18 protein-coding genes and 1 pseudogene are annotated in these 22897 nt (G+C 34.2%); 18 read left to right on the plus strand and 1 reads right to left on the minus strand.

Translation table 11 applies throughout. The features are described from left to right. The first annotated feature begins 308 nt into the window (after positions 1-308). The 9 genes and pseudogenes from F9279_RS12850 to F9279_RS12890 all read left to right on the plus strand — a co-directional run bounded on the left by F9279_RS12850 (position 309) and on the right by F9279_RS12890 (position 12753). Positions 309-4922, plus strand: a complete 4614-nt coding sequence (locus F9279_RS12850; RefSeq protein WP_152113607.1) for a LysM peptidoglycan-binding domain-containing protein — start codon at positions 309-311, stop codon at positions 4920-4922. A gap of 380 nt (positions 4923-5302) precedes the next feature. Beyond that, positions 5303-5926 (plus strand): glycerol-3-phosphate 1-O-acyltransferase PlsY, encoded by a 624-nt coding sequence (gene plsY / locus F9279_RS12855; RefSeq protein WP_152113609.1) that lies wholly within the window; start codon positions 5303-5305, stop codon positions 5924-5926. Between the two features lie 504 nt (positions 5927-6430). Next, positions 6431-6928: a DUF3267 domain-containing protein gene (locus F9279_RS12860; protein WP_152113672.1), complete on the plus strand. Its 498-nt coding sequence runs from the start codon at positions 6431-6433 to the stop codon at positions 6926-6928. A gap of 357 nt (positions 6929-7285) precedes the next feature. After that, positions 7286-8020: a UMP kinase gene (gene pyrH, locus F9279_RS12865; RefSeq protein ID WP_152113611.1), complete on the plus strand. Its 735-nt coding sequence runs from the start codon at positions 7286-7288 to the stop codon at positions 8018-8020. Positions 8021-8282: 262 nt separating this feature from the next. Further along, a complete protein-coding gene (locus F9279_RS12870) occupies positions 8283-8597 on the plus strand; it encodes a hypothetical protein (protein ID WP_152113613.1) in 315 nt (104 codons plus the stop codon). A 227-nt stretch (positions 8598-8824) separates the two neighbouring features. Further along, on the plus strand, positions 8825-10120 hold the full coding sequence (locus F9279_RS12875) for an IS110 family transposase (RefSeq protein WP_152113615.1): 1296 nt from the start codon (positions 8825-8827) through the stop codon (positions 10118-10120). Between the two features lie 1019 nt (positions 10121-11139). Continuing rightward, positions 11140-11442: a PadR family transcriptional regulator gene (locus F9279_RS12880; protein WP_152113617.1), complete on the plus strand. Its 303-nt coding sequence runs from the start codon at positions 11140-11142 to the stop codon at positions 11440-11442. Position 11443: 1 nt separating this feature from the next. Then, positions 11444-12010, plus strand: coding sequence for a DUF2812 domain-containing protein (locus F9279_RS12885; RefSeq protein WP_152113619.1), 567 nt, complete (start codon positions 11444-11446; stop codon positions 12008-12010). 279 nt (positions 12011-12289) lie between these two features. Further along, a pseudogene (locus tag F9279_RS12890) lies at positions 12290-12753 on the plus strand (VOC family protein). A 117-nt stretch (positions 12754-12870) separates the two neighbouring features. Here F9279_RS12890 and gpmA read toward each other — a convergent pair. Continuing rightward, complete coding sequence (gpmA, locus tag F9279_RS12895; protein WP_152113621.1) at positions 12871-13662, minus strand: 2,3-diphosphoglycerate-dependent phosphoglycerate mutase; 792 nt, start codon at positions 13660-13662, stop codon at positions 12871-12873. A 189-nt stretch (positions 13663-13851) separates the two neighbouring features. On the opposite strand from gpmA, the gene yfmF reads away from it, so the two are divergent. The 9 genes from yfmF to recA all read left to right on the plus strand — a co-directional run bounded on the left by yfmF (position 13852) and on the right by recA (position 22862). Continuing rightward, positions 13852-15132 carry an EF-P 5-aminopentanol modification-associated protein YfmF gene (yfmF, locus tag F9279_RS12900; RefSeq protein WP_152113623.1) on the plus strand — a complete coding sequence of 427 codons (1281 nt, stop codon included), beginning with the start codon at positions 13852-13854 and terminating at the stop codon, positions 15130-15132. After that, positions 15132-16415, plus strand: a complete 1284-nt coding sequence (gene yfmH, locus F9279_RS12905) for an EF-P 5-aminopentanol modification-associated protein YfmH (protein ID WP_152113625.1) — start codon at positions 15132-15134, stop codon at positions 16413-16415. The genes yfmF and yfmH overlap by 1 nt, the downstream gene beginning before the upstream one ends. 92 nt (positions 16416-16507) lie before the next feature. Then, positions 16508-17230, plus strand: coding sequence for an elongation factor P 5-aminopentanone reductase (gene ymfI, locus F9279_RS12910; RefSeq protein WP_152113627.1), 723 nt, complete (start codon positions 16508-16510; stop codon positions 17228-17230). A 96-nt stretch (positions 17231-17326) separates the two neighbouring features. Next, positions 17327-17584, plus strand: coding sequence for a DUF3243 domain-containing protein (locus F9279_RS12915; protein ID WP_152113629.1), 258 nt, complete (start codon positions 17327-17329; stop codon positions 17582-17584). A 314-nt stretch (positions 17585-17898) separates the two neighbouring features. Next, a complete protein-coding gene (locus F9279_RS12920; protein WP_152113631.1) occupies positions 17899-18690 on the plus strand; it encodes a YmfK family protein in 792 nt (263 codons plus the stop codon). 20 nt (positions 18691-18710) lie between these two features. After that, on the plus strand, positions 18711-19607 hold the full coding sequence (locus F9279_RS12925; RefSeq protein WP_152113633.1) for a helix-turn-helix domain-containing protein: 897 nt from the start codon (positions 18711-18713) through the stop codon (positions 19605-19607). Positions 19608-19742: 135 nt separating this feature from the next. Next, complete coding sequence (gene pgsA, locus F9279_RS12930) at positions 19743-20321, plus strand: CDP-diacylglycerol--glycerol-3-phosphate 3-phosphatidyltransferase (RefSeq protein ID WP_152113635.1); 579 nt, start codon at positions 19743-19745, stop codon at positions 20319-20321. Positions 20322-20375: 54 nt separating this feature from the next. Continuing rightward, positions 20376-21611, plus strand: a complete 1236-nt coding sequence (locus F9279_RS12935) for a competence/damage-inducible protein A (RefSeq protein WP_152113637.1) — start codon at positions 20376-20378, stop codon at positions 21609-21611. A gap of 204 nt (positions 21612-21815) precedes the next feature. Then, positions 21816-22862, plus strand: a complete 1047-nt coding sequence (recA, locus tag F9279_RS12940) for a recombinase RecA (protein WP_152113639.1) — start codon at positions 21816-21818, stop codon at positions 22860-22862. The last annotated feature ends 35 nt before the right edge of the window (positions 22863-22897 follow it).

Raw genomic sequence — 22897 nt, forward strand, 5'->3', positions numbered from 1 at the left:
GCACCTTTTGATTTTATGAATTGTATATTTCTCTGTTTAAAACCTTATCAAAAAAATGACAAAGTTAATCCATGGTGAAGTTCCATTAGAGCAAGTGCAAAAGATTACTGCAGTATAAAGTGGAGATAGTAAGAATGTAGCAGCAGATGAGATTTAAAAAGGATTCAAAGACGTACCCTCTTACTCTCACACAGAAGGTGAAGCGGTTCTAGTTGATATTCTTGTAGCTGCTGGAATTTATATCTTCAAAGTAGCAAGCGCGTGGAATAATCTTTTAATTGGTAGGTTAGATTAAAACTGAGGTGTTAATGGTGAAAATAAATAACTATGAATTAATTCAAAATGAGAATGATTATACTTTAATTGTGTATCTTAATCCTTCCTATGAGGAATTTTCTGATGAGCTTGGGCGTTTACACAAGAATAGAACTAGCCTTCAGGAACAAATCAATAGTTTGATTCGTGATAAATTTTCGCTTATTTCCATATCCACTGCCAAAGTTATGGTAGGTACAATGTTGGTGACAACCATCTATATAGGAGCTAATTATAACCAGGTTAGTGCATCAACAATAGGGCAAATAGAGTCAGCATTTCTTTATGATGAATATAAGGTTCAATCTGGTGAGAGTCTTTCCACTATCGCGAAACGATTTTCAGTAACTGTATCAGACATAAAAACGGTTAACGGACTAACTAAGGATACTATTTATGTAGGACAAGTTCTGAAACTACCTTTTTATACTTACACTGTTACTTCAGGTGATAGCCATTCATTAATTGCAAAAAAGCTCCATACAACCAGTTCTGCCATTCGTACCTATAACCAACTTACTACCGATGTAATTAAGATCGGTCAAAAGCTAAAGATTCCCCAAGTGACTGATCTTGATAGAAATAATAGTACAACAAGTAACACAATATCTTCGCCCTCCTCTACATTAGTGGAAGAGAGTTATACTGTTGTTGCAGGAGATTCTCTATCTGTTATTGCAAAAAGGTTCCAAACAACGGTGGAGGAGGTACGAACTTTAAATAACCTTTCTACCGATATAATTAAAATTGGTCAGGTGTTAAAGATTCCACAAATTTCATCTGGGAATATTACTACAGAATTAACTCCACCAATAGATGAAATAAAGACACCACCAACAACATACAACAACCTAATTACATATAAGGTTGTCACTGGTGATAGCTTATCTTTGATTGCAAAAAAATACGATACAACCGTTGAGGATATTAAGATACAAAATAAATTGAGCTCTGATGTAATCTTTGTTGGACAATCTCTTAGTATTCCAACAAATCAAGAAATACAACCGTCACCATCTGAAACAAAGAATACTGAAGCAACTTCTTATATAGTAATATCGGGAGACTCCTTGTCCCTGATTGCAAAAAGATTTGGGATAACCGTTGAAGAATTAAAAACTATTAATAAACTAACGAGTAATATAATCTATGTTGGTCAAAAACTGACTATTCCGAGTGATGATTCTACTGATAATGTGCCCCCATCTGAACCAGTGGTTGATACGACGCAGCAAGTTTCAATCAATAATGTTCGAAACTATACTATTTTTGGTGTAACAGAACCGAATGTAGTCGTGGATATAACAGTTTCTGACAGATTGAATTCGTCCGTTAGTTCCACTGTAACTTCAACAGAACTTGGAGAATTTCGTTCTAATTTTGATTTGAGCACATTAGAGAATGGTGAGTTATCCATAATTGTACGTGCAACAGATTCTTTTGGTAATGCTAGCAAAGAAAGACAATTTACTATTACAAAAGAAGCAAGTTTAGAACCGCCAGTGATGAATGTTACCCAGCAAATAAACAGTACAACAGCCTCAGAATTCCAAATAACTGGTACTGCACGTCAAAACTCAACAGTAGATATAGTAATCTCTGATGGTATCAATCCAAATGTTAAAGCATCAGCTATGACAGATGAGAATGGTACTTTTACGACCATGGTAAATGTTAGTACCCTACAGGATTCGCCGTTAACCATCACGGCAATACAAACAAGTGCAAATGGGATTCAAAGTAAAGCTGCGAAGTTAACGACAATAAAGGATACTCAAGTTCCGGTTCCCATTATTTTAAATAATAGTAATGATATTAATGAAGCAAATCAAGCTGCATTTCTATTAACTGGATTAGGAGAGCCTACTTTAAAGACTTTAATAGAAATATCAGATGGTACAGGAAAAACGCTTACTATGGAAGGAGAAGTAGATAGTAACGGGGATTTTAGAATGCCTGTTGATGTATCTAGCCTACATGATGGAGATGTAGTAATTAAAATGGTGCAAATAGATACAGCAGGTAACAAAAGCCCTGTTACTGTTAAAACATTAAAGAAAGATACGAAACCTCCAACTATTTTCACATTAAATGAACTGCCAGCTATATATGAGGAAAATATGTCCAACTATACAGTTAGTGGCATATCAGAACCTTTTGTTGAGCTTGAAATGAGCGCATCAGATAATAATAGAAGTGTTTCCTATAGCTTAACAACAGATAAAAATGGAAACTTTGATATTCCTATCGACTTTCGTACTTTTAATGATGGAAACATCATTCTATCATTTAGGGCTATGGATACTGCTGGGAATATAGGAGAACTGGATACGTTAAACCTTTTAAAGGACACTAAAGCACCAACAGAGGTATCATTAGCATATCCTCCTTATGTAAATAGAGAGAATCAAAGTCAATTTTCTATTACAGGTACAAGTGAAGAGGAAGGTACCAATGTTGAAGTGATACTCAGTGATGGTGATACCGACATTACAAAAACTGCAACTGTCTCAAATAATGGATTTAATTTGAACTTTGATTTATCCATTTTGAAAGATGGTCAACTATCCATGACCATTTCCCAAACAGACAAAGTTGGAAATAAGGGAAATCCCACTGTTTATACAATTGTTAAAGATAGTATAATTGAAAACCTGGATATTTCGAAGAGTGGTTTTCATTTAGGCGGTATAGAAAACGTTTATACAATTATAGGTATGGCTGAACCGTATGCCAAGATAAGTGGACATCTTCTGAATTCGGAAGGAACGAAGTTAAGCAATGCAACTACAACAGCCGATAAGAATGGTTATTATTCACTTGCCATTCACCTAAATGGGGTGGATATTCAAGATATTCGTTCTGGCTTTCTTACACAAACAGATAGTGTAGGTAATAGCAGTGAAGGAGAAGCATTCAACCTATTTGAGTATAGTGTTTTGGAAGGAGATACCTTGGAAATTATTGCGAAGCGCTATAATACAACTATTGAAGTATTACGAAAACTAAATGATTTAGAAACTGACAAGGTCGAACGGAATCAAAAAATACTCTTACCAGTGACAGCGAGTGAGGTAATGAACCTTGGTTATTTATACTCAGGGAATACTAGTCAATATGTTGACATTGTAAATCAGACTTCTAGCGCTATTAATACGGTATCCCCTAGCTATTTTGATATTAATACAGATGGAACATTAAAGCTTTCGAATAGTGTTGATACAGCATTTATTAATGAAATGCATCGTCAAGGAATTCGAGTAGTTCCATTTTTAAGTAACCATTGGGACCGCAACCTAGGTAGGATGATGCTAGAAAATAGAGAACTGGCAGCACAGCAAATTGCCGATGCTATAGAAAAATTTAATTTAGACGGTGTGAATGTAGATATTGAGAATGTAACCGATCTCGATCGAGATAATTATACAGAATTTGTTAAACTTTTACGTGAAAAGATACCTTTATCAAAAGAAGTTTCGGTGGCAGTTGCAGCAAATCCAAATGACTGGACAACTGGTTGGCATGGTTCATATGACTATACTAATTTGGCAAAGTACGCTGATTACTTAATGATTATGAGCTATGATGAAAGTTACCCAGGTGGGATGTCAGGTCCTGTAGCTAGTGCACCTTGGGTAGAAGATTCTATTCAATATGCTTTAAATAAGCAGGTGAGTGCTGAAAAAATTGTGATTGGAGTTGCTCACTATGGACGATATTGGATAGAAGGGATATCTTATGGAGGGTATGGAATCACTAATACACAGGTAGACGATCTAGTGAAGAAATATAATGGTACTGTTGTATTAGATGAAGCTAGTAAATCGCCTAAAGCTGTCATTACGATCAAAGAAGGCGACCCGATTTCAATAATCGGAGGGAGTGTATGGACACCTGGTACTTATATAATTTGGTATGAAAACGAAGAATCTATTAAGCAAAAGTTAGCATTTGTGAACAAGTACAATCTTCGGGGTATTGGCAATTGGAGTATCACACAGGAGCGAGTAGAGGTTTGGAATAGTTACGCTAGTGTTCTTCCATTGACGGTTCCTGTTACATCGACAGTTGATAAAGGTTCACCTGCAACTGTTCCTTCATACAAAACGTATGTTGTAAAAGCAGGAGATAATTTATGGCTGATTTCAAATCGGAACAATACTACTGTAAGTCAAATAAAAGAGCTGAACCAACTAACATCTGATAACATTTATATAGGACAGACATTAAAATTGCCTATAACAACAACTTCATCAGAAACTGCTTCAACAGTACTTGAAACGGAATTACTTATATATCAAGTAGCTAGTGGTGATTCTTTGTCCGTCATTGCTGCACGAAATAATACTACTGTTAGTAAAATAAGAGAGTTAAATGGTCTTACTTCTGATGTAATATATGTTGGACAAACATTGAAGCTGCCAACGAATACAAAGGACTCTGTTGTCGTTAACTCCCAGCCAGAAACCTATATAGTTGTGAATGGAGATTCTTTATCAGTCATTGCAAAACGTTATAATACCACTGTAGCTAAGATAAAAGAAGAAAACAATTTAGATGAGGATATCGTTTATATTGGACAGAAGTTATTAATTACCACACTTTAATTAATTAAGCACCTCGACTAAGGAGTTGGAAGAATTTCATTTTAATAACTTTCAGTTCCTTTAAATAATGAAAAAGCCTCGAATCCTTTTTGCTAAGGGTTAGAGGCTTTTTAGAGCTGTGTTTAAAGAGCACTTTCATTAACGAGAGTAGAACTCTCTGAAATTGGGCAAGCATTCTTATAATGAAGGTAGAAACGGTGCAGCATTCCTGTAATAAATGAAGAGAACCTTTCTTGTGTCACAAATACGGTTAGTGAAAGATGAAAGAAAAGATGCAGTTTAATTGAAGAAGGTTTTCTAGTTTTAAAAAGAGAATATTAACATTAGGGATAGTAAAGCTTTTTATTGCTAGAAAGATAAGTGAGAGCGAGTGATGATAAGTGTTGGACGTTTTAAGGATATTTGTTGCGTTAGTTTTGGGTTACCTTTTAGGAAGCCTTAATACTGCAGTGATTGTAGGGAAAATATATGGCAAGGAAATAAGAAGTCATGGAAGTAAAAATGCCGGGCTTACTAATACTTTAAGAGTATTAGGTAAATCTGCTGCTGCGTTTGTCCTTGTGGGTGATATATTAAAGGGCATTATTGCATGTTTAATAGGCTTATACTTAAATGTTTCCTTTTTTTCGGGGGATGCTAGTGATTGCTTAAGCCTTCTAGCGACAGGAGCTGGAGCAGTGATAGGGCATAACTGGCCGATATATTTTAGGTTTAAAGGAGGTAAGGGCGCACTTACAGCAGTGGCTGTATTATTTATGGCTGACTGGATTTTGGCAATTCTATGTATTGGATTTTTTGTGATATTAGTCGCTGTAACTCGTTATGTTTCTTTAGGATCAATAGGTGCTACAATACTTGTTGCTGCTATTTCATTTATCCCATTTTGGGGTCATACTTTTTACTTTAATATATTTGTTTGTTTAATGTCGGTTATGGTAATTTTTAGACATATGAAAAATATTCAAAGACTACTTTCAGGGTCAGAAAGTAAACTCTCTTTTTGAATAATTTTTACGGAAATTGTTCCAACAATGAAATTAATAGTTGAAGATCTTTTCTTTTCAACTATAGGTAGCATTATACCTGTATTATTATTGAAAAAAATACGGGAGTAGAAAAGAAATACACATAACGAACGGGCACATTGAAGCTCATAAGGATATTGTGCTTTTTAAGGCAGTTACAAGTTTAAGTAAAATGTGAAATATTGTACTTAAACAAAAGTTGCCACAAATAAAAATTATTATAAGGCTGATGAATGTTGGGTTGTTACAAACAACTATTTCACTTGACAATTATTCATATATACTTGAACGAATAGGTAGGTGAATATAAAAGATTGTATTACTAGGCTAACGGGTACTATTTTTTTAAATAAATGGGGAACGTTTCTCTTCTGTCGCTATAGGGGCAGAATTGTGGAACAATGATCTAAGAAATAGAAAGTAAATGAGGGAGGTGAGTATCTATCTATGATTATTTGGTTTCGACATTTACCACAAAAAAATATGGATTTTTCAGAATGGACTCCTTTCATACGGAATAATTGGTATCGAAAACATTATATGAATTTTGTATATATACTCCAGATAATTATATTTCTAATACCCTATTTCTTTAGGTCGGGATTCACTAATATTAATATTTTTTCACTCATCATAATAGGTATTCTTGTCTTCATCATTCACGAATGTTTACATATTATTGTTATATACAAAAAAGGTGATATCAGTTTAACATTTAGCGGTATATTTTTTTGGCTAAATACTAATGAACCTCTCTCAAAATCGAGATTCTGGGTTTTTATGAGTTTGCCCTTTATTATATTATCTGTTGTGCCTGCTATTATGTCCCTCTATACAACAGGTAATAGCAGAGAAATCTTGTTATTTATATGTTGGTTTAATTCATTAATTTCCTCTTCAGATATCTACAACTCCTTTTTAATAGCTATAAAACCAAGGAACACAGTTTATTGCAGAGGTTACTACAAAGTAAATAATTAATAAATAATTTCATAATCAGACGACTTATTTATAGCCTGAGCATAGTAAAAACCTTAGTTGTTCTTCAACGGGTGCGATTCTTCAATAACGGGGTAGCGCTTTTCCCTTATTAAAGTAACAAAGTAAGTTAGTGAAAGAAGTTTGATTTTACATAAATCAAATGTACATGATGTTAAAGCTATTAAATTTGTACTTGAACAATCAATTTTCATGTTATAAAATGGAAAAAACAAATGGAAGGGGTAGATTTTATGTTAATGCAAAAGATGTTATTTAATCTATGTTCTTCCATTTTAATATTTTTAATCGGAGCTAAAGTTAATCACTTTGGCTCCTTTATTTTTGAGGAGGAATAAAATGGGCAAATTCAATAGAGTATTACTTAAATTAAGTGGTGGAGCTTTAGTTAGTAATGAAGGTGAAAGTTTTGGTGTAGACAATTTAGAACATATAACTGATGAAATCTTATCATTAACTAATATCGGAATTGAAGTATGCGTGGTAGTCGGCGGTGGGAATATTTTTAGAGGTAACTTAGCCAGCAAATGGGGGATTGATAGAGTAGAAGCTGATAATATTGGTACACTAGGAACTATTATTAATAGTTTGATGCTCAGAGGTGTGTTGAAAAGTAAAACAGTAAAGGAAATTAGGGTAATGACTTCCGTTCCCGCTCCGTCTGTTGCAGAACCTTATATTAGACTAAAGGCTATGCAACACTTAGATAAAGGATATATTGTAATCTTCGGCGGTGGAAATGGACAGCCATTTGTAACAACAGATTATCCTAGTGTCCAAAGGGCTGTTGAAATGAATTGTGATTCCATTTTAGTAGCTAAACAAGGGATAAATGGCGTATACACTGCTGATCCTAATACATCTAATGAAGCTAAAATGTTTAAACAATTAAATTATAATGATGTTGTTCAAAAAAATATTAAAGTAATGGATCAATCGGCTTTATTATTAGCAAGAGACTTTGATCTACCTGTACATATTTTTGATTTCAATGAACCTGGTGTTATGAAGAGACTTTCAGAGGGTGAGCGTATAGGGACAATAATAAATAAGGGTGAGACGACTTTACTTTAATGTAAGAAACATACAGGTTAATCTGAGTTAGTGACATAAGTGAATAGTATAGAAACTTAATAAAGTAATTTATTATGAACCAACCAAATTAGTCTATTATTATAAGCTAGTTAGGTTCTCTTGTTATTTACTATGTTAAAAGTCACAGACAGTATTCCTGTAGTAAGGAAATATTGTTTATGGAAGTAAATTGGCAATTTAGTGCAGGAACAATGTTATAATAAATATGGGTAAATTTGGTTGTTGTTGGGAGGGTGAAGAGTTGGCTATTTGGAAAATGTATTTAATTACTACAATTGAAATTATACTATTCTTAGTTGTTGGTTTTTTACTAACTGATAATGTTCTAAAAAATGTTTATGAAAGTGCTGGAATTAGATTTATGGGCAACGTTTGGGTCGTATGGTTTGGTTTATCATTTATGCTTTTAGGTTTATATACAGTTGTACTCTCCTTTGTATCAAAGGAAAGTCGGTTACTGAAAGAAAGATTAACCTCCAAAACATTTTGGTTAATTGTAATTGCTTCTACTGTTGGGGTTTTTATTCCATTTTTTATAGGCGAAATTCCTTTTTAACTCTTCAACCAACGGGGGCTTTCCTTAAATAAAAGGTAGATCTTCTCTAATGTCGCTATAGGGGTAGCAATCCTGTAATAAGTGAAACCTTGCTTATGGGAGAAAAGGGGCAGCATTCCTGTAATAAGTGAAAATGCGGTTTGAATGAAAGAAGACCTCTTGATAAGATAAATGTGTCCTGAGCTGGCCAGCAAAAAGGAACAAAATATCTATTCGGAGGTCTCAACATGAATTATAACCAAAATCATAAAATAGCTCAAATTACACCTAAAACCTTAGTCATTGGTATTGATATTGCCAAACATCATCACGTAGCTAGAGCACAGGACTATCGAGGAATAGAGCTAGGTTCTACTTGCTTTTTTGATAATACTCAAGAAGGAGTTAGGACATTTATTCATTGGATTACTCAAATTAAAGATTCATACGAAATGGAGTCTGTCATTACTGGAATGGAGCCAACAGGGCATTATTGGCTTAATTTAGCTCATATTCTAAAGGAGGAACAGATTAAGTTCGTCACGGTCAACCCCTTACACGTCAAGCACAGTAAGGAGCTAGACGATAACTCGCCAACTAAAAATGATGTTAAAGACGCAAAAGTCATTGCACAACTAGTCAAAGATGGTAGATACTCCGAACCAACGATACCACAAGGAGTTTTCGCAGAACTGCGTGTGGCTAAGAAATTACGTGATCTATTAAATGTAGACTTACAAATAGTGCAAGGACAGGTACACAACTGGATTGATCGTTATTTTCCAGAGTTCTTTACTGTTTTTAAAAGTTGGGAAGGGAAGGCAGCTCTTCATTTATTAAAGCTTGAAGCATTACCGGAAGAACTGGTGAGATATACAGAAGAAGAATTACTAGAATACCTTAGACAAGCAGTGAAACGCAGTATAGGGATTAAGAAGATTCAAGTTTTAAAAGAAGCAGCCAATCGCTCGATTGGCATCCGTCAGGGTGCCATGATGGCTAAAATGGAATTAAGAACGTTAATCCAAAAGTATGAACTCATTCAAAACAAGTTCGAAGAGCTTGACCAAACTCTGGATACACTACTTCAAGATATTCCAGGCGTTGATCAAATGTTAGAAATAACAGGAATTGGACGCGATACAGTGGCAGGTTTCTTCGCTGAAGTAGGTGATTTGAGTGAATACAATCATCCACGCCAAATAACCAAACTGGCTGGACTTAGCTTAAAAGAAAATACATCAGGTAAGCATAAAGGGAGGACTAGAATAACCAAACGTGGTCGAAAGAAATTACGAGCATTGTTATTCCGGGCATCTATGATTCTAGTAGCCAAGAACAAAGCCTTTAAAGCCCTACATCATTACTACACAACGAGACCTGACAATCCGTTGAAAAAGATGCAGTCTTTAATTGCTTTGTGTAATAAGCTCATCCGTATACTCTTCTCTATTGGTAAGAAACAGTTTGTGTTTCAAGAGGAGAAGATGTTGAAGGACATCCCTCATATGCATGCATTTATCCAAGAACCAGTAGCAGCTTAATCACTATTAAACTAACTATTAACAAATAGATTTGAAAAGATGAACGGACAAAATCAGCATGGGATTAGTCGGCAACGCAACTAACGTAAGGACTTAGATCCTGTGGGGCAGCATGACCGACATCCACCTTATGGAAAGGTTGAACGAAGGAATGTGGGAGCGAAGACTCTGTGAGACTTGGGAGGGTAGACCCCCATAAGATATGTGGACATCCATTGGTGCGTACATACCTAATCTTCCAACTTTTAGAAAATTATCGTAGGTTGGCTAGTTTCTTGCGCTCATTTTTCTCGTAAACTGTTTGATTGGGCTCTGTTCTTACTAACCAAATCTATTAGACTAAACAAGTTATGTAGAAATAGTGAGAGAAACTGAGTATTTAAGAGATAAGTGTTTGTTTATTGAGGGAGTTTAGTTGAACAGAAATTGAATCAAAAAACAGCAGCCTGTTAAGATGACATGTTGTTTTTTTATTTTTGAAACTGTATGTAGGTGCCTAATAATGCCTTTGGCTGTTTTGGAAATATTGCGTACCGATTAGAAATTTTTAACTTTCTTTGACGAAGAAAATTGTTTTGATTTTAAAAGCTATTATTGCAACATATAAAATCATGACTGTTCATAAATAAACTGCAGGAGTAACCTTTTTTGAATGAATAATTAAGCTTTACTAATTAAAAATAGATTAAATTGACACTGTTAAATCTTTTTTTAAACGAATGGGGGGTGTAAAGTCAATCCTTTTTTTTGTTTAATCAACAAACATGGTAGATTATTTAAAGAAAGATTAGTAAATACAGTTCAATAAGGGATCCATTAATTAAATAAGACAACACCAAAAGTCGCTTTCCTTACGTAAGAGGAAAAGCGACTTTTTAAATTGAATTTCTCCTTGATTTCAACGCTTTATTTTAAGTTTCTTTGCCTAATTTCAAAAGTATTGTTGACTATTCAGTTGAACTGAATTATATTATTATTAAGTTTAACTATATAGCTGAACTGAATAAGGGGGTGAATGTATGAAACATAAATTATTACCGTTGTCTGAAACCATGCATTATATTTTATTAGTTCTGCGTGAGCCACTCCATGGCTATGCCGTAATGCAGAAGATAGAAAAGATAAGTAACGGTTCTGTTATTTTAGCAGCTGGTACATTATACGGTGCGATTGAAAACTTGAGTAAGCATGGTTGGATTGAACCTGTTGGAGATTCGGGTCGGAGAAAAGTTTATATGATAACTTCTGAAGGAAGCGCAATTTTGAAAGTGGAACAAAACAGGTTATTGCATATTTTATCCTTGTACGAAGGAAGTGAATAAAATGAAGAAGTTTAAGGTGTTTTTTGATATTGAAAAAGAGGAACAATGGCTGAACGAGCAATTACAAAAAGGCTATCGTTGTACAAATATTAGTGGATTCGGTATATATACTTTCGAAAAAACCGACAAGAGATATGTGATGCGACTGGATTATCAAGATTATTTATCAAAGAAAAAGTCCAAAGATTACAAAGGGATTTATCAAGACTTCGGTTGGAGTTATGTATATGGCTCATCGCTTGGTGGAATTAAATATTGGCAAAAAGTAATCGATAATCAAAATGAAATCTTCTCAGACCGCCAATCAATGAGTAATTATTATAAAAGATTGATGGGTTATTCATCTGGCTTAGGTTTATTGTTATTGTTTGTTTCATATATACTTTACAAAGATTCAGGTTTATATTTAACCGAAGGTCTTTGGAATATGAAAGGTTCATTATTTTGGAAAGCTTTTTTATTTGAGACACCATTTGCCCTTTTAAGGTTGATTCCCGCCATTATGGTTGTTTTCCTAGGTAGCAGTTTCTATAGAGTTTATCGAAAATATTCAAAATTAAAAGAATAATTGAGGATAATATATTCACTACAGTTAGGCGCTTTTCTTTAAGGAGAAAGCGTCTATTTGAATGGAAAATTCAATTAAGGGATTGAGTTTTATTGGTGAGCAAAAGATTGTGAAGTAATGTACTTAAAGTAACGGGGGCGATAGTCAATAACAAAGAATAGCTTTTCCCTTATTAAAGTAACAAGCAGTTTACTTAAGGAAGGAATGCAGAACTAAAACATCGAATAGTGAAACTAAGAATCTACGCATGGAAAAAATAGACCAAAGGAGATGTGGGAGATGAAGTTCAATAGAATAGATCATGTTGGTGTAATCGTCAATGATCTTTCAGCAGCTAAAGTGTTTTTTCTTGATTTTGGACTTGAGGTGAAAGGGGAATGGGAAATGGAAGGAGACTTAATGGGATATGCAATTGGGCTTCATGACGTTAAAGTAGCTTGTGTAGGATTAGGATTGCCGAACGGTCAAACATGGATTGAGTTAATCAAATTTCATACACCGACAGATGATAAAGGTATTCAGCAATCCAGTGCAAATACATTGGGTATCCGACATATTGCATTTGCAGTTGAAGATATTGAAGCTGTTGTAGCTACATTGAAAACGAAGGGAACTTATATCTTTAGTGAGACCAGCAGTATGAAGAAAGATATAAGTTATGCTACGTTCGAGGACCAGAGGGAATTATTTTGGAGTTAGCGGAGGAAAAACAACAAAAAAAAAAACCTAAATCACAGCAGTAATCTAGCATAGATATGCATTTCCTTTATAAATTTGGTTTTCATCTTGATAATTAACAAAGGATGCAAGTCAATATTGGAAAAGAAGAATAGAGAGGAATCCAAACTTAGAATTTCTCTCTATTCCTCCTGTACATTAACTGTTGGATCTTTGATATTTTCCTTGTCTAACCACTCTGGCGGAATATGCTTAGGAATAACTCCAGCAGGTACTTCCCCATCAATTCCTAAGTAATAATGTCTAATTGGATGTAAGTCATCGTCCAATTCATAGACAAGTGGAATACCAGTTGGAATATTTAAAGAGGCAATACCATCTGAGGATACATGATCTAAATAATGAACAATTGCTCGTAAAGTGTTTCCATGTGCAGCTATAATTGCTTTTTTATTAGCTTTAAGAGTAGGTGCAATTTCCTCTTTCCAGAAGGTGAGCACCCGTTTTTCTGTATCCTCTAAGCTTTCTGTTAATGGAATGTTTTCCCTTTTCAAATCATGATATTTAGGATCCTTTATGGCATATCTAGGATCATCTTCTGTTAAAGCTGGTGGTTGGATATTCATGGATCTTCTCCATAATTGTACTTGGTCTTCTCCATATTTTTGAGAGGTTTCTGTTTTGTTCAAACCTTGTAATGCACCATAATGCCGTTCATTTAGCTTCCAGGTTTTATGTACTGGTATCCACATTTGGTCCATTTCATGAAGAAGAATCCAAAGTGTTCTAATAGCTCTTTTTAAATAGGAAGTATAAGCTATGTCAAAGATATAACCATTTCTTTTAAGGATAATGCCAGCCTCTCGTGCTTCTGTTAAGCCTACATTCGATAAATCAACATCTGTCCACCCGGTAAAGCGGTTCTCTACATTCCAAAGACTCTCTCCATGACGAATAATTACAAGCTTTTTCATTACGTTCTCCATTCTATTCATTAGTATTTTCTATATATTCCCCAATAAGATGGAAATATTCCATGCATATAAATGTAGATATTATAGAAAAAATGTTAATGTTCTATAGATACAGGGAATAACCTTATAATTGGAGTAAATACTAGGAAATAGTGTATTATTTGAGGTAGATTAATTAGGAGGTATGTTATGAGTGTCGCAACGGAACAAATAACGAAATTCAAAGGCTTTCAATTACATACGGTCAAGACAGATAAGTTTAAAACAAATAACATTGTTGTTAAGTGGAGAACGCCAATTGCTAAAGAAAATGTAACTCACCGGGCATTGCTTCCTTATGTGATGCAGAATAGTGCAGAAAAATATAATACGACGACAAAACTTCGCTCTTATGTAGAGGAATTATATGGAGCAACCTTTTTTATTGACCTTTCTAAAAAGGGTGAATATCATATTGTTTCCTTCACGTTGGAAATAGTAAATGAGAAATTTCTATCAGATCCTTCGCCATTATTAAGAAAAGGTCTAGAATTTTTATCTGAAGTCATTTTTCATCCGAATGTAACAGATGGAGCATTTGAACAAAGTATTGTTGATAATGAAAAAAGAGCGCTTAAACAAAGAATTCAATCCATCTTTGATGATAAAATGCGCTATTCTAATCAGCGTGTTGTCGATATTATGTGTGAGAACGAACCATATGCGATTAGTGTTTATGGAGATAAAGAGGAAGTAGACAGTATTACCCCACAATCGCTATATCAATATTATCAACAAGCAATAGCAGAAGACCAGATAGATGTTTATATGGTTGGAGATTTAGATGTTTCAGATGTTTCTACTTATATAGAAGAAATATTTCCATTTAAAGAAAGAAACGCGCAATCTATTGACCGAAGAAATTTTTCTTCTGTAGAAAAGGTAAAAGAAGTTCGTGAAGTTCAAGATATTAAACAAGGAAAATTGAATATGGGATTCCGAACAAATATCGTTTATGGAGATGCTGAATATTTTGCATTACAAGTATTAAACGGTATATATGGCGGCTTTTCTCATTCAAAGCTGTTTCTAAATGTACGTGAAAAAGAAAGTTTAGCCTATTATGCAGCTAGTCGTTTAGAAAGTCATAAAGGACTGCTATTAGTTATGTCAGGTATTGATAATCAAAATTACGAAAAAGCTGTGAAGATTATCAAAGAGCAAATGGACTTAATGAAAAAAGGCGAATTCACAGACCAAGAAATGATGCAAACAAAAGCAGTCATTCACAATCAAATGCTAGAGACACTAGATACATCTCGAGGAATGGTCGAGTTATTCTATCATAACAGTGTAAGTGATAGCTATGTGGACATGGCAGAATGGTTGAAAGCAATGAGTAAGGTAACAAGAGAAGAAATTATTGCGGCTGCTAGTAAAATAGAATTAGATACTGTTTATTTCTTAACTGGATCGGAGGGGAATGCTTAATGGAAAAGATACCATTTGAACAGCTGCAAGAGGAATTATATTATGAACAATTAGACAATGGTTTAAAGGTGTATATTTTACCAAAAAAAGGATTTAATAAAACATTTTGTACCTTTACTACAAAGTATGGGTCTGTTGATAATACCTTTATTCCTCTAGATGGAAATGATTTTAATCAGGTTCCAGATGGAATTGCCCACTTTTTAGAGCATAAATTATTTGAAAAAGAAGATGGCGACGTTTTTCAGGACTTTAGTAAAAATGGAGCAAGTGCTAATGCCTTTACTTCCTTTACAAGAACAGCTTATCTATTCTCTAGCACTTCAAATGTCGAGAAGAATTTAGAAACGTTAATTAATTTTGTTCAAGATCCTTACTTTACGGAAAAAACAGTAGAGAAAGAAAAAGGAATTATTGGTCAAGAAATTACGATGTATGATGATAATCCAGATTGGCGGTTATATTTTGGATTAATTCAAAATATGTTTGTTCATCATCCAGTTAAAATTGACATAGCTGGTACGATCGAATCCATTTCTCATATTACAAAAGATATGCTGTATGAATGCTACCATACATTCTACCATCCAAGTAATATGCTCCTTTTCATCATAGGCCCTGTAGAGCCAGAGGAATATATAGCAAAAATAAAGGAAAATCAGGCGAAGAAGGATTATCAAAACCATAGTGAAATTAAGAGGAAATTTGAGGAAGAGCCTGAGCATGTGAGTCAAGAAAAGCAAGTGTTAAAAATGAATGTACACACGTCAAAATGCTTGGTGGGCATAAAGGCAATCGATGTGAATCAGTCTGGTAAAGAAATGTTGAAGAATGAGTTGAGTATTAACCTACTTTTAGATGCTTTATTTAGTGAGAGCTCGGAAAACTATCAACATCTTTTCCAAGAGGGCTTAATTGATGATACCTTTTCTTATGACTATACACAGGAACAGGGCTTTGGCTTCGCGATGATTGGTGGAGATACTAGTAATCCAGATGGCTTGGAGAATGCAATTAAAGAGATATTAAGAAGTGCGAAAAATATTGAATTTTCCAATGAAACATTACAAAGAACGAAAAAGAAAAAAATAGGTGCATTTCTTCGAGCGGTAAATTCACCAGAATATATTGCTAATCAATTTACACGTTATGCATTTAATGATATGAACTTATTTGATGTGGTGCCAACTTTAGAAGAAATTACAATAGAGGATATTAAATATGCTGCAAATAGATTAATTGCAGAAGATAGACTAACAACTTGTCAAGTAGTACCTAAATAAGGAAGTTAAAGAGTCAAATCTCACAAGTACGATACTAGGTGAGATTTGACTCTATTTTTGCAAGTATATTCAAGAGAAATAGAGGGATCAATATGGGGAAACGAATTTTAATTACAGGTGCATCTGGTGGAATTGGACAAGCTATTGCAAAGCTATTGGCGAAAGAAGGATATTCTCTATATTTACATTATCATCAAAACAAGGAAGCGATTAAACAGTTAATAGAAGAGATAGAAGTGTATGGTGGCGAATATCTAGCCATCCAAGCGAATTTATCAGAAAAAAAGGGCTATAAAGCAATTCTTGAGAATGTCTTTTCCATAGATGGCATTATTCATGCAAGTGGAATAAGTACATACGGGCTATTTGTAGATAATCATGATCAGGAGTGGGAGGAATTATGGAATATTCATGTACATTCCATGATGGGATTAACTAGAGACTTAGTACCAAAGATGCTCACTAAACAACAAGGAAGTATTATCGTTATATCGAGTATATGGGGTCAAATTGGCTCTGCTATGGAGGTGGCCTATTCTACTGTTAAAGGAGCGCAAATTGCCTTTGTCAAAGCTTTAAGTAAGGAATTAGCATACAATGGGATTCGTGTTAATGCCGTTGCTCCTGGAGCAATAGATACAAACATGTTACACACATTCACAGAAGCGGATAAACAGATGCTAATGGAAGAAATTCCTATGGGAAGATTAGGTCAGCCAATGGAAATTGCAGAAAGTGTTTTATTTTTGCTATCAGATAAATCTTCTTATATGACAGGGCAAGTGATGTCACTGAACGGTGGATGGAATGTATGAGAATACTTTTCCAATAAAATTATATGCATATAATTACAAGAAAGTATCCAAAATAACCTATGTAATACACTTAAGGTAAGGAAGGGAGTATTTCATATGTCTATTTTAGAAAACTGGGATCAATGGAAAGATTTCTTAGGTGATCGTCTTCACCATGCACAAAACGAAGGAATGAACAAAGAGGTTGTGGGAGATCTTGCTTTCCAAATTGGAGATTACTTATCTAACCAAGTACAACCTAAAAATGACCAAGAAAAAATCTTAGCAGATTTATGGTCTGTTGCTTCTGAAGAAGAGCAGCATGCAATTGCTAACATGATGGTTAAATTAGTTCAAAATAACGGCACAAAATAGGTTTTTATAAAAATAGGGTTAACTTAATGAATAGGAAATGAATCCCATTTATTAAGTTCCCTTTTTTACATTAGATTTTCAAAAAAAAGCAAGCTAAAGTCATGTTAAATCTGTAAGAATATCTAGTATCATTAGCAAAGCTAATGAAAGTAATGAACAAGAATACATAATACTTGCTGTTAACTAACTTCATCTCAATATTTTTTGTGGATTTCCCTGTTTTTTCTTTGATTATTTCCCCTTATCCTTTATGATAGAGTAGAATGTAAAAAAAGAATCATGTCACCTATTAGCAACTCGTGAGGAGGACTTTTTTGGAACAAAAGGAATGGTATTTAGAATATGAAATTCAAAAAAACCGACCTGGCTTATTAGGAGATATTTCTTCTTTACTTGGTATGCTCTCAATAAATATTATTACGATTAATGGTGTGGATGATGGACGTAGAGGTCTATTGATGTTAGCAAAAGATGAAGAACGGATTAAAAGACTAGAATCTATTCTTTATACAATGGACACAATAAAAGTAATTAAGCTTCGAGTACCAACATTACGAGACAAGCTTGCAGTCAGACATGGAAGATACATACAACGAGATGCAGATGATAAAAAAACGTTTCGTTTTGTTCGGGAAGAATTAGGGCTATTAGTTGATTTTATGGCTGAATTATTTAAAACAGAGGGCCATAAGTTAATTGGAATAAGAGGAATGCCTCGTGTGGGGAAAACGGAATCTATCGTTGCTGCAAGTGTTAACGCAAATAAGAGGTGGCTTTTAATTAGCTCCACTCTATTAAAGCAGACGATTCGCCAATCCTTAATGCACGGTGAATATAATGATAATAATTTATTTATTATTGATGGTATAGTAACCTCTAAGCAAATAAATGAACGCCACTGGGCAGTAATCAGAGAAGTCATGCAGTTGCCTTTTATTAAAGTAGTAGAACATCCAGATGCATTTGTACATAATACAGAATACACATTAGAAGATTTTGATTATATTATTGAGCTAAGACATGAGCCAGGAGAAGAAATTATTTACGATTTTCATAAAAAGAATGCTTTTGCTTTAGGTAGTGAATTTCAAGGTTTTGATTTTTAGTAAGTTGGAAGGTGTTATATTTGAGTGAATTAGGAAATCGTTTAAAAGAAGCTAGAGTAGCAAAAGGGCTAACGTTAGAAGAGCTACAGGAAATTACCAAAATTCAAGTAAGATATTTAACTGGCATTGAAGAAGGTAATTATAGTATGATGCCAGGTAAATTTTATGTAAGGGCCTTTATAAAACAGTATGCAGAGGCAGTTGATCTCTCGCCAGAAGAGTTGTTTGAAGAATTTGAAGGAGAAATTCCATCTCCTGTGAATGAAGAAATCTCTCAAAATTTATCCAGAGTGAATTCGAGAAAAACGCTTGATTCTAAAAACTCAAAAGTGTTTGATATACTTCCAACCATTTTAATTGTTCTTGTAGTAATTGGGATCATCTTTATGATTTGGTATTTTGTGAATTCTAAGGACTCTAATTCCGATCCTGTGGAGAATAATACAACAGTAAATGACTCTGTATATAAGAAGTCAGATACCTTAACAGAAAAGGAAAATGAAGCAGAAGAAACAGAAAACAGCAGCGAAGAAGTAGTAGAAGAAGAAAATACTACAATAGATGAGCAGCCAGCAGAAGAAGAAAAACCTAAGCAAGAAATAACAAATGTGGGTACAGAAGGTAGAACAACAACCTTTGAACTGAAAAATGCTGAAAAATTTGTTGTAAAACTAGTAGCAAAAGGAAAAGTGTGGACAGATATACAAAATGGTAAGAACTATTCCTTCTTCCAAGGCATACTTGAAAGTGGTCAAACAGAATCGAAAGAAGTAGACTTATCACAGGAAGAAGCGGCTTTAATCATCATCGGGAACAGTCAAGTGGATCTCTATGTAAATGATGAAAAAGTAGATCTTGGTGATTCTTCATCAAGACAAGATATTAGCATTAAGTATGTAAAGGAAACACCACAGTAAGTATAGCTTTTTTCTAGCACTTAAGATAGTCATCATTTTGATGACTATTTTTTCGCTATTCGGGCTATATATAAGGTATAATACTATTGTTTGATTAAATTAAAGAAGTTTATAGTTAGTAACGGAGGAAAAAAGATGAATTTACCAAATAAGATTACCGTATCAAGAATTCTTTTAATCCCAATATTTCTAGTGATTACACTAGTAGATTTTAACTGGGGAGAAATGACTTTACTTGGTGCTACATTACCTGTAGAACATTTTGTAGGGGCACTAGTATTTATTCTTGCATCCACTACAGACTGGATTGATGGGTATTATGCTAGAAAATATAATCTAGTAACAACTCTAGGGAAGTTTTTAGATCCTTTAGCAGATAAATTACTTGTAGCTGCTGCTCTAATTGTACTCGTTGATGCAGAATTAGCACCAGCTTGGATCACTATTATTATAATAAGTAGAGAAACAGCTGTTACTGGCCTAAGAGCCATTTTAGCTGGAGAAGGAGAAGTAGTAGCTGCGAACATGTTAGGGAAAATTAAAACATGGGCACAAATTGTAGCTATTTCTGCTTTGTTATTACATAATATGATTTTTCAATTAATTTCATTACGTGTAGATATAATTGCGCTTTGGGTAGCGCTAATTTTTACTATCTGGTCTGGTTGGGATTACTTTGCTAAAAATAAAAAAGTATTTCTATCTTCTAAATAGATAAGAATTAGTTTTTTAAGAGACATAGGGAGAACAAGGAATGGGGGAGTAAGAATGAATGCAGAAATTATCGCAGTAGGCTCTGAACTACTTCTAGGACAGATTGCAAATACGAATGCCCAATTTATTTCAAAACAATTGGCTGACATAGGAGTGAATGTCTTTTATCACACGGTTGTAGGGGATAATGCCAATCGATTAAAAGAAGCCATTCGCATTGCGGAAGAGCGAGCTGATTTACTTATTTTCTCTGGTGGCCTTGGTCCAACGAAAGATGATTTAACAAAAGAAACGATTGCTACTCATTTAGGGAAGGAATTGATTTCTGATCAAGAAGCACTTCAATCCATTGAAGAATATTTCCATAAAGTAAAGCGTACCATGACAGAAAATAATAAAAAGCAAGCATTAGTATTAGCTGACAGTCTCGTCCTACCGAATGATCATGGAATGGCTCCTGGTATGTTCTTAGAGAAGGATAAACGCTTTTATATGTTATTGCCAGGACCTCCAAAAGAAATACAGCCAATGTTTGTTCAATATGGATATCCGGCAATACAGGAAAAACTATCGAACAAGGATATTATTTTATCGAGAGTTTTACGTTTCTTTGGAATTGGAGAATCTCTATTAGAAACAAAAATTTTAGATTTAATTGATGGCCAAACAAATCCTACGATAGCTCCTCTTGCTGGTGATGGAGAAGTAACTTTACGTATTACATGTAAACATGATTCAATCGAGGAAGCAGAAAATCTTATTCAAAAAACAGAGCAGGAAATTTTCGACCGAGTGGGAGAATTTTTCTATGGATATGATGATACTACTCTTATGAATGAGTTAGCGGATGTTTTATTAAAGCAAGGCTTAAAAGTAGCTGCTGCAGAAAGTCTAACAGGTGGAATGTTTCAACAGCAAATGACGAATATTCCTGGTGCAAGCTCGATTTTTAGTGGTGGAATCGTTTGTTATACAAATGAAGTAAAGCAAAATCTTCTACAAGTAAAAGAATCTACCATTAAAGAACATGGTGTTGTGAGTGAACAGTGTGCGAAAGAACTAGCGGAAAATGTTGCAAGTTTACTAGGTGCAGATATTGGAATTAGTTTTACTGGTGTTGCAGGACCTGATGAATTAGAGGGTCATCCTGTAGGAACTGTCTATATCGGGATCTCTGTAAAAGGAAAAACAAAGGTAGAGCAAATCTTATTAAGTGGTACAAGAGAAGGCAATCGTACAAGAAGTGTAAAATATGGTCAATATTTCTTGTTAAGAGAATTAAATCAATAATGTTAAGATGGAGAAGGACGTAAGTAAATGGTATTTACTTACGTCCTTCCCTTTTTAATAGAGTGTTATAAAAAAACGAATGAATGTTCTACTTTTTGCTGTACAAATAGAGAAAAAGAAGTTATATTAGATATAGAAATCTTTTGCACAACAAATGAATCTATTAAAAAATAGTTCATTTTTATATATAAGGAGGAGAACTTTTTGGGCGATCGTCAAGCTGCGTTAGAAATGGCTTTAAAACAAATAGAAAAGCAATTCGGTAAAGGTAGTATTATGAAATTAGGAGAACAAGCAGATAGAGTTATCTCAACTTCTCCTAGTGGTTCACTAGCATTGGATGCTGCACTTGGTGTAGGTGGATATCCAAAAGGACGTATCATCGAAATCTATGGTCCTGAAAGTTCTGGTAAAACAACAGTTGCACTTCATGCTATTGCAGAAGTGCAAGCTTCTGGTGGACAAGCAGCATTTATTGATGCAGAGCATGCCTTAGATCCTGTTTATGCACAAAAATTAGGTGTTAACATTGATGAACTATTACTATCACAACCAGATACAGGAGAGCAAGCTTTAGAGATTGCGGAAGCATTAGTACGTAGTGGAGCGGTAGATATTCTTGTTATTGACTCTGTTGCAGCACTTGTTCCTAAAGCAGAGATTGAAGGGGAAATGGGAGATTCACATATTGGTCTTCAAGCTCGTTTAATGTCTCAAGCACTTCGTAAATTGTCAGGTGCAATTAATAAGTCTAAAACGATTGCTATTTTCATTAACCAAATTCGTGAAAAAGTTGGTGTAATGTTTGGAAATCCAGAAACAACTCCTGGAGGAAGAGCATTAAAATTCTATTCATCTATACGTTTGGAAGTACGTCGTGCTGAAACACTGAAACAAGGAACAGAAATGGTTGGTAATAAAACGAAAATTAAAATAGTAAAAAATAAAGTAGCACCTCCATTTAGAGTGGCAGAAGTAGATATCATGTATGGTGAAGGTATCTCTAAAGAGGGAGAAATTATCGATATCGGTTCTGAACTTGAAATTGTCCAGAAAAGTGGATCTTGGTATTCTTACAATGATGAAAGAATTGGTCAAGGTCGTGAAAATGCAAAACTATTCCTAAAAGAGAATGTATCTCTTCGTCTAGAGATACAACAAAAAATTCGTGACCATTATGGCTTAGATAAAGAAGTGACGTTAAAGCCTAACGAAGAGGAAGACCAAGAACAACTTGGTTTAATTGATTAATAGGATAATAAAAAATAGCAATGAAGAAATAATAT

It is taken from the genome of Bacillus sp. B1-b2 (assembly GCF_009183415.1).
Taxonomy (GTDB): Bacteria; Bacillota; Bacilli; order Bacillales; family Cytobacillaceae; genus Niallia.

Bases quoted from the DNA above. Each gene is read 5' to 3' on its own strand.
- pgsA (WP_152113635.1), top strand. From the start codon at position 19,743: ATGAATTTACCAAATAAGATTACCGTATCAAGAATTCTTTTAATCCCA.
- F9279_RS12850 (WP_152113607.1), top strand. From the start codon at position 309: ATGGTGAAAATAAATAACTATGAATTAATTCAAAATGAGAATGATTAT.
- F9279_RS12875 (WP_152113615.1), top strand. From the start codon at position 8,825: ATGAATTATAACCAAAATCATAAAATAGCTCAAATTACACCTAAAACC.
- F9279_RS12935 (WP_152113637.1), top strand. From the start codon at position 20,376: ATGAATGCAGAAATTATCGCAGTAGGCTCTGAACTACTTCTAGGACAG.
- ymfI (WP_152113627.1), top strand. From the start codon at position 16,508: ATGGGGAAACGAATTTTAATTACAGGTGCATCTGGTGGAATTGGACAA.
- F9279_RS12880 (WP_152113617.1), top strand. From the start codon at position 11,140: ATGAAACATAAATTATTACCGTTGTCTGAAACCATGCATTATATTTTA.
- yfmH (WP_152113625.1), top strand. From the start codon at position 15,132: ATGGAAAAGATACCATTTGAACAGCTGCAAGAGGAATTATATTATGAA.
- F9279_RS12860 (WP_152113672.1), top strand. From the start codon at position 6,431: ATGGATTTTTCAGAATGGACTCCTTTCATACGGAATAATTGGTATCGA.
- yfmF (WP_152113623.1), top strand. From the start codon at position 13,852: ATGAGTGTCGCAACGGAACAAATAACGAAATTCAAAGGCTTTCAATTA.
- gpmA (WP_152113621.1), bottom strand. From the start codon at position 13,662: ATGAAAAAGCTTGTAATTATTCGTCATGGAGAGAGTCTTTGGAATGTA.
- pyrH (WP_152113611.1), top strand. From the start codon at position 7,286: ATGGGCAAATTCAATAGAGTATTACTTAAATTAAGTGGTGGAGCTTTA.
- F9279_RS12885 (WP_152113619.1), top strand. From the start codon at position 11,444: ATGAAGAAGTTTAAGGTGTTTTTTGATATTGAAAAAGAGGAACAATGG.
- F9279_RS12915 (WP_152113629.1), top strand. From the start codon at position 17,327: ATGTCTATTTTAGAAAACTGGGATCAATGGAAAGATTTCTTAGGTGAT.